Source organism: Patescibacteria group bacterium (assembly GCA_018897295.1).
In the GTDB taxonomy this organism is placed as follows: domain Bacteria; phylum Patescibacteriota; class Minisyncoccia; order RBG-13-40-8-A; family RBG-13-40-8-A; genus JAHILA01.
In genome coordinates this window covers 22,668-37,097 of sequence record JAHILA010000013.1, presented here as the reverse complement: position 1 = coordinate 37,097, position 14,430 = coordinate 22,668, and the positions used below count along the sequence as shown (strand labels likewise).

Below are 14,430 nucleotides of genomic sequence, written 5' to 3'. Positions count from 1 at the left end.
CGAACCGAATTTTGCGGGAACGGGAATTGTTTTTTGAGCCACGCGGAGCGTGGCAAATCCTTTTAAAATCAACCTTGCCCGCCTTTGGCGGGCGTGCCGAGGCGCTTTGCGCCGAGGCAACAAACGCCGAACATACAATTTGGCTCCGCAGGTAGGACTCGAACCTACAACCAACTCCTTAACAGGGAGCTGCTCTACCATTGAGCTACTGCGGAATATTTATAGTATATTATAAAATAATTTTTAAATCAATCCGAGATTTTACTTTTTAATTAAAATTAGTTATAATTAAAACAAAGGTTGATTAATAATTCGTGATAATAATTAATTTTTAACTAAAAAACAAAAAACTTATGAAAAATATCTTTATCGGAATCTTGATTGCTTTTTTGACGTTTAATTTTGTACCAGTTTTCGCCCAACAGCAAAACCAACAGCAACAAGATACTCAGACCCAAACCCAGAATCAGGGAGAAGATTCACAAATCCAAACCCAGAACCAAACTCAAACTCAGCAGCAAATTCAGAATCAAGGAGAAGAACAGCAAATCCAGACAAAGCAACAAATGAAAGAATAGGCAAAAACCGTTAATGGAGAGACGTATCGTAATACTGTTTCTAATGTTGTGCAAGAATTATTGGATGTTGTTGAAAATGAAAAGAGTGGGATAGGAGAACAGGTTAGAGTTATTGCCCAAGAACAAGAGAGAGTTCAGGAGCAAGTTGTCAATCAAATTGAGGCGGTTCAGAAAAGAAACAAGATTAAAACATTCTTGATTGGTACAAGTTATAAAAATACCGGTGCCTTACGTAGTGAAATGGTTCAATTAAGAAACAGGATTGAACAACTTAACCAACTAATGGAGCAAACCCAGAACCAAACAGATGAGACAGCGCTTCAAGAACAAATCCAAACCATGGAGGAAGAACAGACAAGAATAAATTCGTTTATTGAAGTAAACGAAAGCAAATTCAGTTTATTCGGTTGGTTAGTGAGATTATTTAATAAATAAATAAGATTATTACAATAATGGTGTTGACGATATATTTATAACCAGATATAGTTAAAATACTATTCTAAAAGGTCGCAATAATTAATTTAATTAAGCTACTTGTGGTTCTGAAGAATTGCAAGGGGCTAAAATAACATGTTTAAATGTCCAAAATGCGGTTATCAGAGCGAGGTTGCAGGAAATTGTCCTACCGATAACGAAGTTTTAGTAGAGGAATTAGGAACAGAACAGGAATCAAATGTTACCCCTCCAACCGCTGATGAATCTATTCCAACAGGAGAAGAATCAAAACCCACAGAAGAATAGAAATCATAAGGCGAAATTCTAGGAATCAGGGTGGGCTATACTATTATGTGTGTTCATCTACCTGAATGCTAAAAGTCCCGATCATATTTAATTGATGGGGTTTTTAGTTTAAAAAAGTGGTAGAATAAATCTATGAGACAAATTGGAAGTAAAAAAGACGGTCTCGCCAATTCGGAGGTGATAAAGAGACTTAGGGAATTTGGGCGAAACACTCTTCCTCAAGAAAAACCGTATTCAAAAATACGGCTATTTTTAAGTCAGTTTAACAGTCCCTTAATGTATATTTTAATTGCGACTGTTGTTATTTCTTTTCTATTAAAACACTATTCGGATTCCATTCTTATTATTATTGTATTACTCATTAACACTACTGTTGGGTTTTTTCAAGAGAATAAAGCCAATAAATCACTTCTTGCCTTAAAAAAAATGGTAAAATTCAGGACGAGAGTTTTAAGGGATGGTTGCGAAAAAGAAATAGATAGCGAAGAGTTGGTTGTTGGAGATGTGGTATTTTTGAAGTCAGGAGATAAGGTGCCAGCCGATGGACGCATTATTGAATCAAAAGGATTAAAAATAAATGAAGCAAGTCTTACCGGGGAATCACAGGCGGTTGAGAAAGAAGTTGAAAGAGCTAATATGGTTTTTATGGGTACGATCGTGGATGAAGGACGGGCGACAATAGTGATTGTCGCTATCGGGATTGATACACAAATCGGTGAAATTGTATCACTTCTTAAAGAAACAAAAGAACGTAAAACTCCACTTCAAAAAAAAATTGCCTCACTTTCACAAATTATTGGAATATTTATTCTTTTTATTATTTCAATTATTATTATTGTTGGTTATTTCACGGAAAAATCTTTTGCCGATATTTTTATTACCTCATTAGCCCTAACGGTTTCAGTAATACCCGAAGGATTACTTCCTGCTATTACCATTATACTTGTCTTTGGAATGCGACGTATTTTCAAACAGAATGGTTTAGTGAGAAAACTTTCCGCAACGGAAACCTTAGGAAGCGTAACTGTTATCTGTACAGACAAAACAGGAACTCTCACCGAAGGGAAAATGCAAGTAAGCCATATTTTAACGAACACAAGAGAACTGATGAACGATAACATTAATGGACTTGCTAAAGGCGAAAATGCCAATGGTGTTGAGTCGCACATTTCGGCATTGAAAATCGCTACTTTGGCAAACGATGCTTTCGTGGAAAATCCAGGAGCGGAATTACAAGAATGGGTGGTACGAGGCAGACCAACTGAACAGGCATTACTTTTGGCGGGAATGCAATCGGGTTTGGATAAAAAGGAATTAGAAAAACAATATCCTATATTGGACAGAATCAGTTTCGAATCAGATTACAAATTCGCTGCAACGCTTCACCGTAAAAATGAAAATAAAAACATGCTTTACGTTCTTGGTGCGCCAGAAGAAATTATCGCTCGTTCTACTAATTTGGATGTTGATGGCAGAAAAAAGAAATTAGGAACAGCCGAAACAGATAAATTAATAGCAAAACTGGAAACACTTACCCGAAAAGGTTTACGAGTTCTTGCTTGCGCCCATAAAGATTATAACGCTGAAACAAAATACCAAAATCTTACAGAGTTAGTTAAAGAGCTTTCACTTATTGGTTTTATCGCTCTCAAAGATCCGCTTCGTCAGGATGCGAAAGAGTCAATCGCAATTACCAAAAAAGCTGGCATTCGCACAGTCATTGTTACAGGAGATCATAAACTTACTGCTAAAGCCATTGCTGAAGAAATTGGTCTTGAAGCAAAAGACGAAAACATAATTGAAGGCAAGGACTTAGAAATTATAAGCGATACTGAGCTAAAAGAAAAAGCGAAACATATTTCTATTTACGCTCGTGTCTCACCCCGCCATAAATTAAGAATTGTTAATGCACTGCAATCCAACGGAGAAGTGGTGGCAATGCTTGGCGATGGCGTTAATGATGCCCCAGCCCTCAAATCTGCTGATATTGGAGTTGCTGTCGGTTCTGGCACAGATGTGGCAAAAGAAGTGGCTGATTTAGTGTTGTTGGACGACAATTTTAAAACCGTAGTAAAAGCAATTGAGCAAGGTAGAGTGATTTTTGGAAATATTCGGAAAGTGTTTGTGTATCTTGTGGCGGATGATTTTTCTGAACTCTTTTTATTTTTAACAACTATGGCAATGGGATTCCCTCTTCCGTTGTTGCCTGCTCAGATTCTTTGGATAAATCTTGTTGAGGACGGTTTTCCAGGCATTGCCCTTACCGCCGAACAAGAGACAAAAGGAGTAATGGATGAGAAACCAAGAAATCCCAAGGAGCCGATATTAAATAAACCATTAAAACTTTGGATGACTGCCATTTTCTTTATCTCTGGTTTGGTAGCGCTCCTTTTATTCTTCTTTTTTTGGAAGACAACCGGAGACTTAGATAAAACAAGAACAATAGTATTCACCCTTATCTGTTTTGATTCTTTATTTTTTGCTTTTAGTGTTCGTTCGTTCAAAAGAACAATTTTTAGAAAAGACATATTTTCAAATCGTTATTTAGTTGGTGGTGTAGCCATTAGTTTAATTTTGCTTATTGGAGCTATTTATTTTTCGCCGTTGCAAAAACTTTTAGCTACTCAACCCTTAGGCATAATTGAATGGCTTATAATTTTTGGCATAACCTTAGTAGAAATTGTATTAATTGAATTTTTCAAGAAGAGAATTTTTTGTGCCAAGCCAATAAACACGAGCTTTGACAAAATGTTTTAAATTTGCTATCATATAATATATGGAAAACATAAATAATAAATCAAACGAAAATCCTTTATCATTGCAAGAGTTTAAGTCAATGGTTCAAGGATTAATTAAGCAGGAAAAAGAAAAAACAGAAAACAAAACCGGTCATTTTAAACGTTTTGAAGATATAGATGAATTAATAAAAGAAGACCAAAGAATGTGGGAATTAGTGAATACTGACTGGGAAAAAGCACAAGATGAAATCGTTGAATATAAAAATAAAATTCCTCAAAAACAAGAATCGCGTATGGTTTTTGCTGCATATTTAAGTAATATGATTATGAGGAATATGTATAAATCCAGAAAATAATACGAGGAGGTGCAGAGATGAAAAAAATAAGTATCGGCCTGATGTTCTTTTTGTTTGTTGATTTGTGGATAATGGCTGAAAAAGGGGGAAGGTCATTGGGGTGGTTTTTATTTTCTTTGGTAACGTTTTTGGTCGCCCTGCTACTGATGTGTTTTTTGATGATGAAAAGACGAAAAAATCCGGCTGTGCCAACAACCTTAAAATGACCAAAGAAAAAAGGCATTCTATCGAACAGAATGCCTTTTTATTTAAAGGTTGAAAAAATAAAAATAAAGTGATATAATAAAAATAATATGAAAAACAATTTAGAATCAGGAAAAATATCTGAAACAAAACTTTCTACTGAAGAAAAATGCGAAATACAACGTCGGTTGATTGAAGAATTTTGCGAAATCAGGAAAATGACTAATGCAGAGCAAAAAAATATTTGCGCTTTAGATTGGGTGGGAAAATATGCCGATAATTTTGATCAGCTGGACAAGAAATTAATTGAAGAATATAAAGGTGCCTGCGACGACGAGAAACGGGAGTATATTTTAGATAAGATACAAAAACAATTAGAGAATCTTAACAAAAAGAACGGCTAATAATTAATATTTAACGGGATGAAAAAGATACTTACATTTATAATAGTTATAATCGTAATCGCTGGAATGGGATATTTTGCTTTTTACAGGCCTCAACCCAGCAACAACAATCAGCCGATTGGAGGGGATAGAGATGAACACGACTGCATCGGCTCTGCCGGGTATTCCTGGTGCGAGGCAAAGCAAAAATGTTTGCGCATTTTTGAAGAGTTTTGCTCTAACCAGGTTGTTGACTTAGTTGATGGGGTTATGCAGGCCTCGAGCATAGGCCTTTTAGCAAAAGGCGAGACAAGTTTTAATTGGATTGTTTCTGATGGAACAACATGGGCAGACAAAACCATTTCCGGCGTTCTTTATCAAGTTGATGATATAAAACGGGCGGATTATGATAAAATCGAAAAATTCTTTAATGATAATTATGAAATTGATATAAATAATATTGCTGACGGAGTGACTGGAGGACAGCGTGGATACCGCGTAAATTATATGGCTTGTATCTTGAATTTCAGGCATAATCAATTGAAAGAAAACGAAAACGCGCCCATAGAAATTGTAGGCGACAGCTTGAATGTAAAACTTGAATGCGGATACTTTAATCCTAATGATAAAGAATAATTATAAATTCACCAGCGATTTGTTAGTTGGATTTTGCGACTAAAAAATGCAAAGGAATAAAATATGCCAACCAAAAAAAGAAGCATAGCGAAAACAGTTACTTTTAGAATTATTGCTACCATTTCTACAATGTTCTTGGTCTGGATTTTTACGGACAGCATAAGTTTAGCCGGGGCAATCGGAGGCATTGATTTATTGGTAAAAACAATTCTTTATTATTTCCATGAACGCGCCTGGAGTAGAGTTGTCTGGGGCAGGGAATAAGGTAAAAGCCATGCCTCACATCGACTCAACTCAATTCGGCGAAGTTGTCATAGATAACAAAAAATATCACCAGGTTTTAATTATTGGCGAGAAAGTTGAGGAACGGGATTGCGAAAAATTAAAAAAACTTTTTGACACTTCGCACAAAATAGGGAATTGGGAAATTAAAGAGTTGTTAAGCAATAATCCGGAAATTATCATTATTGGAACTGGCCAGGACGGGGCAATGGAACCAGATAAAGAAATAGTAAATAAGTTTAAAGTTATGAGTATTGAGGTTATAATGACCGAAACGCCCAAGGCAATCGGGATTTACAATGAGAAAGCCAAATCCGGTAAACGGATTAATGCCTTAATACATACTACTTGTTAAATCTATGCGACAGGTTTCACTTTGCTTGTTAATAAAAGAAAACAAAGGCTCAATTACTGAAATTCTTTTGGCAATGAAAAAAAGAGGATTCGGCCAAGGGAGATGGAATGGTGTAGGTGGAAAGACGGATATAGAAAAAGGGGAAACCGTTTTTGATTCAGCCATCCGAGAGGCAGAAGAAGAAATCGGAGTGAAAATTAAAAATCCCGAAAAAGCCGCAATTATTGATTTTTATTTTCCAGAACAGCCAAAAGAAAAAAATTGGGATCAACAAGTTCATTTGTTTCTAGTCAAAGAATGGGAAGGAGAACCGATAGAAAGCGAAGAGATGCTGCCAAAATGGTTTGAAATCGGGAAAATTCCTTTTGATGAAATGTGGGATGATGATAGATATTGGTTGCCGCATATTTTAGAGGGTAAGAAACTGAAAGCCAAATTCTCTTTTGACAAAGAAGATAGAACCATTGAAAAAATTATTGAATTAGTTGAAAAACTTGATTAATACAAAAATCCTTAATGAAAATCTATGCAGGAATTGTTTAAAAAATTGAAAGAATTTAATTTACAGAAGTGGAAATTTGCGATTTTTGGCAGTGGACCAATGGGAATTATAGGAATAAGAGAAATTGAAGATTTGGATGTGATAGTTGCGGAAGATATTTTTAATGATTTTAGCAAAAGGCCGGACTTTGAATTAGGCAAGAAAGAAAGCGGTATTGAATATTTAGAAAAAAATGGCATAGAGTTTTATAAAAACTGGCACCCTGGAGATTGGGATATCAATAAATTAATTCAAGAAGCAGAAATAATAGACGATTTGCCGTTTGTAAAATTAGAGGAAGTTTTAAAATGGAAAAAATTATACAACAGGGAAAAAGATAAAAAAGATATAGAATTGATTGAAAATTATTTAAGTCAAAAACAATAATATGAAAATAACAATTTGTGGCAGTACTGCTTTTTATGATGAAATGTTAGTTATTAAAGAAAAACTAGAGCTGGCGGGTAATGAAGTTAAATTGCCGCCCATTGAAGTTAAAGATGGTGATGGTAATATAATTCCCATAAAAGAATACTATCAAAGAAGAAAAGTGGCTAGCGAAGACGAAAAATGGATTTGGGACAGAAAGGGAGAAGCTATAATGTGGCATTTTGAAAAAATAAATTGGTCAGATGTTGTTTTGGTTTTAAATTATGATAAAAACAATATAAATGGTTATATTGGTGGCAATACTTTAATGGAAATAGGTGTTGCATTTTTCATGAAAAAGAAAATATATCTACTCAATCCTATTCCGGAAATATCTTACAAAGAAGAAATTTTGGGAATGAAACCAATTATTCTCAACGGCGATTTGAGTAAAATCGAATAAAAACGCCTTAATTCATACAAGGTGTTAATATAAAAAGTAGAATAAAAATAATTTTAAGGACGTAAATTAGAGATTTTATACATTTTTGTGTTCGGGAAAAAGAAGACATGAGTAGAAAATCAATTCTTAATAATTAATAATTAATCATTTAATCGTGGAATCAAAAATATGGCAACTTTATATACAATTTTATGCGTAGTTTTATTTATTGTTTCAATTTCCGTAAAGCAGATTAACCAGTATCAAAAAGGCGTAAAGTTTATGTTCGGTAAGTATGTCAGTATGATGGATCCGGGCTGGAGATTGATTATTCCGATTTTTCAGTCCTATCAAAAAGTTGATTTAAGAGTAAAGGCCGTTGATGTGCCTGACCAGGAAGCAATTACCAAGGATAATATTTCAGTAAGGGTTAATGCGGTCATTTATTATAAAGTCAGCTCCGCAGAAAAAGCCATCTTAGAGGTTGAGGATTTTTATTACGCCATTTCACAACTCGCCCAGACAACAATGAGAAATGTTGTGGGACAGGTTGATTTGGATGGATTGCTTTCACAAAGAGATAAGGTTTCAGAAAGCATCAGAAGTATTATTGATTTGGCTAGCGATCCTTGGGGTATAAAAGTCAATAATGTTGAATTGAAAGATATAACCTTGCCCGAAGAAATGAAAAGAGTAATTGGCAAGCAAGCCGAAGCGGAAAGAGAAAAAAGAGCAATAATTATCAGGGCCGAGGGAGAGGTGATTGCCGCAAACAATATGGCAAAAGCAGCAGAAACTCTATCTGGAGCCAAAGGCGCGCTTCATTTGAGAACACTGCAGTCAATTAATGATATAAGTTCCGACCAATCAAATACAATTGTTTTTGCGGTTCCTCTGGAGATTTTGCGGGCATTTGAGCATTTTGGCAAAAAGGGACCCGAAGATAAGGAAAAGAAAGATTAAAGAAATAATTATTAATCAACTTAATATTAATCCACTTTCCCCGCCCGCAAGGCGGGGTTTGCATTTTAACGGGAAAAGAGGGACTTGCCCGCCTATTTGCGCGTAGCGCTTATGGCGTGGTATAATAAGGATATGGTAGAGAAACAAAGACAATTGGGCCAATTTTTCACTAAAAATTCTGATTATATTCTTCAAGGGATGAAGAAGTATATTTATAATAAAGACGCAACAGATCCTTTTGCCGGGAATCAAGATTTGATAAAATGGGCCAAGGGAAATAAAGCCAAAGTTATAAAGGGCTATGATATAGATAAAAATTATATTGATGATAAAACAACATTTTTAAATGATAGCATCAATAAACCATTAAAATATAAATTTGTTTTGACAAATCCACCTTATCTTCATAAAAACAAAGCAAAGGACGAAACAAAAAATAAATATTTTATTGGTAAAAATTCCGAGTTTGAAGATTTATATCAAGTTTCTATTAATTCCATTTTAGATTCAGAGGAAGGCATTTTAATTATTCCTCTGAATTTTTTATCAGCAGAAAATTCAAACAAGATAAGAAAAATATTTTTTAACAAATTTAAAATAATTTCTTTAAATATTTTTGAAGAACAAGTTTTCGAAGACACAACCTATAATGTAATTTCTTTTTACTATAAAAAAAGAAGAGGAGAATCTAAAAAAGACGTTATAAACGCCAAAATTTTCCCGCGTGAACAAAAAATTCAAATTATTTTAGAGGAAAAACATGGTTGGCAAATGGGCGGTGAATTTAGGTCAAAAATCGATCCAATGAAAAATTTATTAGGTATTTACAGAGCAACCGAAGATTTGTTGTTTGGCGGTAGTGAAAAAGTTGAATTAGCATACAATCACATAAAAGATAAACGAACTTTTTATATTGATAAATACGTTAAAGAGTTATTTGAAAAAAATATAATTCTTTTAAGGGCTATAGACAATAAAAATGGCAAAAAAATACAATTAGAGGATATTAGAAAATATGGACCAATTGCGTTGATTGGTAAAAATACATCACGCAATATGGCATATTTATTATTTAAAGAGAAGATAAGTCTGAGAGAACAGCAAGAATTGATTGATCTTTTTAATAATTATTTAAATAAAGAAAGACAGAAACATTTTTCTTTGTTTTTAACCAATTTTAGAGATAATGGCAGAAAAAGAATTAGCTTCGATTTTGTTTATAAGCTTATAAATTATTTATATTTTAATAAACTCAATAATAATCAAAAAGTTTTATTTCATTAAAAATATGGACAATATTAAATTATTAGAATATTGCGCTAAATATCCGGAAAAATTTTTAGACAGTAATTATATGTTTATGGAGAAAGATAAAAATCTTCATAAATATATTAATCGAACAAAACTGATAAAAGAAAAATTAATAGCGATTAAAGAAATTATTAATAAAAAAAATTCTGAAGCGATTGTTGATATTTTATTTGAAGAATTACGCAAACTTTTAGATGATTATGCCAATTATTCCGAGTTTGGCGCATTTATTAATGCTTGTGATTCAAAAATTGAAGAAACCTATAATGATTTACATCTTTTAAAGGAAATTACGAAAATTTATTTAATAAAAAGAGATGTTAATGATATCGTTCCTGGCGAGTGGATTCAAGCGTTGATTGATAAAGGGTCTTCGCGAAAAAAGGGACATGTCGGAGAGTCTAAGTTAATTAATATATTAATTAAAAAAGGTTTTAAATTGGTGAATAAATTAAATGATTTCAAACGACAAAAGAGGTGTGTCGTAAAATCAACAACAGGAGAATTTTCCAATAAAAAAATAAAACAATTATTTAAAGTTAATATAGCCAGAGGGACACAAGACAAGAAAATTGATTTAATTATAAAAAATAATAAATCAATATATTTTTTAGAAGCAAAACATTTAAATACTGGTGGTGGTGGGCAAAATAAACAAGTTTTAGAACTTTCTAAAATAATTAAGAAAAAATGCAGTAATAATAATTATCATTTTGTGGCATTTTTAGATGGTATTTATTCGAATTCTTTACTTAATGCCGATAAACTTTCAACAACTGAAAATAAAATAAAAACACAAAACAAAGACATTTTTAAAACACTTAAAAAGAATAAAAATAATTATTGGATTAACACGGCTGGATTTAAAAAGTTATTTATTTAATTGAGAAAAATTTGATTGGATAAAAATTAATTAAAAAATAAATCAAGAAACATGATTAAAAATAAATGTGAACACGAATGGGAAAAACACACCGATGCCAGTCAGCAATTTGAAGTAGGCGCTATACCTGCTTATTTTATGTGTACAAAGTGTAAAACTTTAATGACGGCACCAGAAGTATTTCAATTAGAAGCGTTAGAAAATCAAAACGAAACATTAAAATATCTTAAAGGGTTTCAGAAATACCTGTCAATTGTAATGAGCATTATTGCTGTTCTTTCTTTGATTATCGCAATTTTAAAATAAATTCATTAAATAACTAACCAAAATTTAATTTAAAGGAGTATGGATGATTTATTAAAAAATAAATTTTGGCCAGCATTAAGTATTACATTATTGATAGCATTTTTAAATCTTGCCTTTATTTAGTTTGGCCGCTATTTGGGAATTAATAAAAATAAGAAGCAAAAATTGATTTAACAGGATAAATGGACAGGGAAAAATTTGAAGAATTAGTGAGACAGGGGATTGAGGCGATTCCAAAAAAGTTTTTGGAAAAAATGAATAATGTGGACATTGTTGTTGAGGACGAACCAACAGAAGGACAGATAGAGAAATTAAAACTTAGAAAGGATGCCAAACTTTTCGGTCTTTACGAGGGTATACCTCAGACAAAAAGGGGATTTTACGCCGGAGTTTTGCCGGATAAAATAACTATTTTTCAAAAACCAATTGAAGAAACTTGTTTCAATGACGAGCAGATAAAAGAAATAGTAAAAAAAACGGTTTGGCACGAAATTGCCCATCATTTTGGCATGGATGAGGAAAGAGTGAGAAGTGCGGAAAAAAGAAGGAGTAATAATTAACCAAATAATTTAACAGTCTAAATGCGGATTTCTATAATCGTCAAAGCGGATGCGAAGGAGGATAATGTTAAAATTGTTTCAGGGCTAAAAAGCAAAAATAAAATAATAGAAATAAAATTGATAAAATAATAATGTTTGCAGATTAATTATTGAAACTACATTATGAATGTGAAAATAAATGAGTTTATAAATTTTATACGCAGCCAAGGCGTAGTGGGGCTGGCAATCGGATTTATTTTAGGCGGTGCGGTTTCCAAGGTTGTTTCCGCGTTGGTCAACGACTTAATCAATCCGATTATCGGAATCTTCTTGGGAAGATTGGGTGATTTATCAAATCTCGGTTTACATATCGGCTCATCCTATATAGGGTTTGGGCATTTTATTTCCATTTTGATAGATTTTATAATTATCGCCTTGGTTGTTTATTACGGGTTTAAAGCATTAAAACTTAATAAAGTAGATAAAAAAGAATTATGAAAATAGCAAATTTTTTCTTATGGGCTATGACTTTAATCGGGCTGGTAATATCAATTATCGGCGCCATCGGTCTTGTTGACCTGGCATTAAAAACCTGGATATTCACAAAAGCGGATGATAACTGTTATTATTACGACGCAGTTCGCATGCCGGAAGAGAAAACAGGGAACGTTATTTCAGAAGTGGATTATCAGAAACAATGTTTAGAGAATCAAACAGCGCGACGCCAAAGCAAAGCCGCAACCAGTATTGCGCAGATAATTATCGGTGTACCAGTATTTCTCTTTTTCTTTAAGACGGCAAAATCACATAAAGCGTAAAACAAAAACCCCTCTCAACGAGGGGGTTTTTGTTTAAATTTTCGAAAATTTAAGCAACTGACTATGAAAGATGTTTTGAAAATTGACAAAATTAAAATTTTAATATATGATAAAATATCAATTCCATCGTAATTGGAATTGAAAATGCACATTGAAAATTTAAAAAGGAGGTAGGAAAAATGGATGTGATATGGAATTTAACGAGAGCGTGTCCTTGGGACTGTGCAATTTGTTGTGTTTCTGGATTTCATGTTTGCAATACAACTGAAAACTTTATTTACTCGGAAGCAAAAGAGAAAGGAGAGGAACTTATTCTGGCTGAAAAATTAACAGTGTTAAAAATCTTGACCGACAGAGGTTTCGAGATTGATTTTTCTGGTGGTGATCCTTTGTATTATGATGAAGATTTCCGAGTAGTAAAACAAGCTACTCATTGGTTGCAATCTAGAAAAATTGGTGTTAGTATGACAGGTAGTAAAATCACTGATGTTAAACTTGAGCTTCTAAAGAAAGTTGGCGTAGTAGAGTTTACATTGGATAATCTGCCGGAGACAGAAAATCCTTTCCGCCCTCGCGGATACAACCCTGCATCAATGATTGCAATGAAAAAGTGTGTTGCTGTAGGAATAAAGACAAGAGCAGTTACCGTTCTTTATTCCACTACAATGGCCGAGAAAAATCTTGAAAGCGTATACCGCTGGCTATGTGAAAACGGCATTTCGGAATGGGAATTATTAAGATTTTATCCTGTGGGAAGAGCTACTAAACTTGCAGAACTTACTCTCTCTAGTTCAGAATATCTAATGGCAATGAAGTTTTTGAGAGGATTACACGGCTTTACAAAAATTTTCTTTCAGCACTCACTCAAAATACTGGAAGGAACTATAAAGTGTCCCGCAGTAGTAGATTCAATTGGTATTCTCCCCGATGGTACAATAACAGCTTGTGCTTGGGCTATTGATGGCAATTGTCGTCCTTTCCAAGGATTTTGCCTTGGTAAACTGCCGGAAGATGATTTAGATGAAATTCTGGAAAGAGCAGTAAAAATTCCAGACTATTCTGAAAGAACAAAATTCTGCCGGACAATTGCTCACATTCAGAAAAGTAACAAAAGGGAGGTAAAGTAATATGAAAATTAACACTATACAATGCAAAACCCTTCTGACTAAAAGTAGATTGCCAGAAGTAGATTACTGTATTAATCCTTATGTTGGTTGTCTACACGGTTGCGTCTATTGTTATGCCCGTTTCATGAGAAGGTTTACTGGCCACGACGAATCGTGGGGACATTTTCTTGATGTTAAAATAAATGCTCCCGAAGTTTTAGCAAGAGAGTTGGCCAGAAAACCAAAAAAAGGCATGGTGCTTTTGGGAAGTGTCACTGATGCCTATCAACCAGTTGAGCAGGAGTATCGCGTTACTAGAGCAATTCTGGAAATTTTGGTTCAACACGATTTTCCGGTTTCTGTTCTGACTAAGTCTAATCTTGTTGTTCGAGATTTAGACTTGTTCAAACAGTTCAGCAAATGTGAAATAGGTCTAACTATCACAACAACAGATCAAGAAATTGCCCGCAACTTCGAACCTTATTCTTCTATGCCTCAACAAAGAATAGAGACCCTCGAAACTCTTCACCGAAGTGGTATTACTACCTACGCCTTTATCGGACCAATTCTACCTGAGTTGACTAACCTTGAAGCTATTTTTACGGCTATTCGAGGTAAAGTTGATTTTGTAATGGCAGAAAGCTTGAATATGAAATGCGGAAACTGGCAAGAAATCCAAGATGTTCTAAAGGAGAAATACCCCAGTTACTTATCACTCTATCAATCAGGATTTGATAAAAAATATTGGGATAAGATTGAAGAGCAGTTAAGAGCATTGAGTAGAGAATTTAACATACCGTTAATGGGCTTCTACCGACATTAAAGAGAATGTAGTACATTTGGGCCGCTAACCTTTAAGGTTATAGCGGCCTTTTTCTTTACAATATTATTAATATTTTG

Annotated in this window: 22 protein-coding genes and 1 tRNA gene; 22 read left to right on the top strand and 1 reads right to left on the bottom strand. The window is 33.7% G+C overall.

The window, feature by feature from the left end:
* Positions 1–140: 140 nt before the first annotated feature.
* Positions 141–215, bottom strand: a tRNA-Asn gene (locus tag KKI21_01915).
* 138 nt (positions 216–353) lie between these two features.
* Here KKI21_01915 and KKI21_01910 point away from each other — a divergent pair.
* From KKI21_01910 to KKI21_01805, 22 genes are all read left to right on the top strand, one after another.
* The gene (locus tag KKI21_01910; protein MBU4284960.1) at positions 354–578 is read left to right on the top strand and encodes a hypothetical protein; all 225 of its coding nucleotides are present in this window, start codon (positions 354–356) and stop codon (positions 576–578) included.
* Between the two features lie 48 nt (positions 579–626).
* Positions 627–1,013, top strand: a complete 387-nt coding sequence (locus KKI21_01905) for a hypothetical protein (GenBank protein ID MBU4284959.1) — start codon at positions 627–629, stop codon at positions 1,011–1,013.
* 135 nt (positions 1,014–1,148) lie between these two features.
* Positions 1,149–1,319 (top strand): hypothetical protein, encoded by a 171-nt coding sequence (locus tag KKI21_01900; GenBank protein MBU4284958.1) that lies wholly within the window; start codon positions 1,149–1,151, stop codon positions 1,317–1,319.
* Positions 1,320–1,451: 132 nt separating this feature from the next.
* Positions 1,452–4,076, top strand: coding sequence for an HAD-IC family P-type ATPase (locus tag KKI21_01895; GenBank protein ID MBU4284957.1), 2,625 nt, complete (start codon positions 1,452–1,454; stop codon positions 4,074–4,076).
* 19 nt (positions 4,077–4,095) lie between these two features.
* Entirely contained in the window at positions 4,096–4,413 is a 318-nt protein-coding gene (locus KKI21_01890) for a hypothetical protein (protein MBU4284956.1), read from the top strand.
* A gap of 17 nt (positions 4,414–4,430) precedes the next feature.
* Entirely contained in the window at positions 4,431–4,619 is a 189-nt protein-coding gene (locus KKI21_01885) for a hypothetical protein (GenBank protein MBU4284955.1), read from the top strand.
* A gap of 87 nt (positions 4,620–4,706) precedes the next feature.
* A complete protein-coding gene (locus KKI21_01880) occupies positions 4,707–5,000 on the top strand; it encodes a hypothetical protein (protein MBU4284954.1) in 294 nt (97 codons plus the stop codon).
* 18 nt (positions 5,001–5,018) lie between these two features.
* Positions 5,019–5,615, top strand: coding sequence for a hypothetical protein (locus KKI21_01875; protein ID MBU4284953.1), 597 nt, complete (start codon positions 5,019–5,021; stop codon positions 5,613–5,615).
* A 63-nt stretch (positions 5,616–5,678) separates the two neighbouring features.
* Complete coding sequence (locus KKI21_01870) at positions 5,679–5,879, top strand: DUF2061 domain-containing protein (GenBank protein ID MBU4284952.1); 201 nt, start codon at positions 5,679–5,681, stop codon at positions 5,877–5,879.
* Entirely contained in the window at positions 5,839–6,252 is a 414-nt protein-coding gene (locus KKI21_01865; GenBank protein ID MBU4284951.1) for a hypothetical protein, read from the top strand. Before KKI21_01870 ends, KKI21_01865 begins: the two co-directional genes overlap by 41 nt.
* Positions 6,253–6,256: 4 nt before the next feature.
* Positions 6,257–6,754, top strand: coding sequence for an 8-oxo-dGTP diphosphatase (locus KKI21_01860; protein MBU4284950.1), 498 nt, complete (start codon positions 6,257–6,259; stop codon positions 6,752–6,754).
* A 24-nt stretch (positions 6,755–6,778) separates the two neighbouring features.
* Positions 6,779–7,180, top strand: a complete 402-nt coding sequence (locus tag KKI21_01855; GenBank protein MBU4284949.1) for a hypothetical protein — start codon at positions 6,779–6,781, stop codon at positions 7,178–7,180.
* A 1-nt stretch (position 7,181) separates the two neighbouring features.
* Positions 7,182–7,625 (top strand): hypothetical protein, encoded by a 444-nt coding sequence (locus KKI21_01850; protein ID MBU4284948.1) that lies wholly within the window; start codon positions 7,182–7,184, stop codon positions 7,623–7,625.
* Positions 7,626–7,793: 168 nt separating this feature from the next.
* Complete coding sequence (locus KKI21_01845) at positions 7,794–8,567, top strand: slipin family protein (protein ID MBU4284947.1); 774 nt, start codon at positions 7,794–7,796, stop codon at positions 8,565–8,567.
* Positions 8,568–8,678: 111 nt separating this feature from the next.
* Positions 8,679–9,851 carry an N-6 DNA methylase gene (locus KKI21_01840; GenBank protein MBU4284946.1) on the top strand — a complete coding sequence of 391 codons (1,173 nt, stop codon included), beginning with the start codon at positions 8,679–8,681 and terminating at the stop codon, positions 9,849–9,851.
* A 4-nt stretch (positions 9,852–9,855) separates the two neighbouring features.
* Positions 9,856–10,761 (top strand): hypothetical protein, encoded by a 906-nt coding sequence (locus KKI21_01835; GenBank protein ID MBU4284945.1) that lies wholly within the window; start codon positions 9,856–9,858, stop codon positions 10,759–10,761.
* A gap of 51 nt (positions 10,762–10,812) precedes the next feature.
* Entirely contained in the window at positions 10,813–11,067 is a 255-nt protein-coding gene (locus KKI21_01830; protein MBU4284944.1) for a hypothetical protein, read from the top strand.
* 182 nt (positions 11,068–11,249) lie between these two features.
* Positions 11,250–11,627: a metallopeptidase family protein gene (locus tag KKI21_01825; GenBank protein ID MBU4284943.1), complete on the top strand. Its 378-nt coding sequence runs from the start codon at positions 11,250–11,252 to the stop codon at positions 11,625–11,627.
* Positions 11,628–11,789: 162 nt separating this feature from the next.
* Positions 11,790–12,104: an MscL family protein gene (locus KKI21_01820; protein ID MBU4284942.1), complete on the top strand. Its 315-nt coding sequence runs from the start codon at positions 11,790–11,792 to the stop codon at positions 12,102–12,104.
* A complete protein-coding gene (locus KKI21_01815) occupies positions 12,101–12,424 on the top strand; it encodes a hypothetical protein (protein ID MBU4284941.1) in 324 nt (107 codons plus the stop codon). Before KKI21_01820 ends, KKI21_01815 begins: the two co-directional genes overlap by 4 nt.
* Positions 12,425–12,603: 179 nt before the next feature.
* Positions 12,604–13,551 (top strand): radical SAM protein, encoded by a 948-nt coding sequence (locus tag KKI21_01810; GenBank protein MBU4284940.1) that lies wholly within the window; start codon positions 12,604–12,606, stop codon positions 13,549–13,551.
* A gap of 1 nt (position 13,552) precedes the next feature.
* Positions 13,553–14,353, top strand: a complete 801-nt coding sequence (locus KKI21_01805) for a radical SAM protein (protein MBU4284939.1) — start codon at positions 13,553–13,555, stop codon at positions 14,351–14,353.
* The last annotated feature ends 77 nt before the right edge of the window (positions 14,354–14,430 follow it).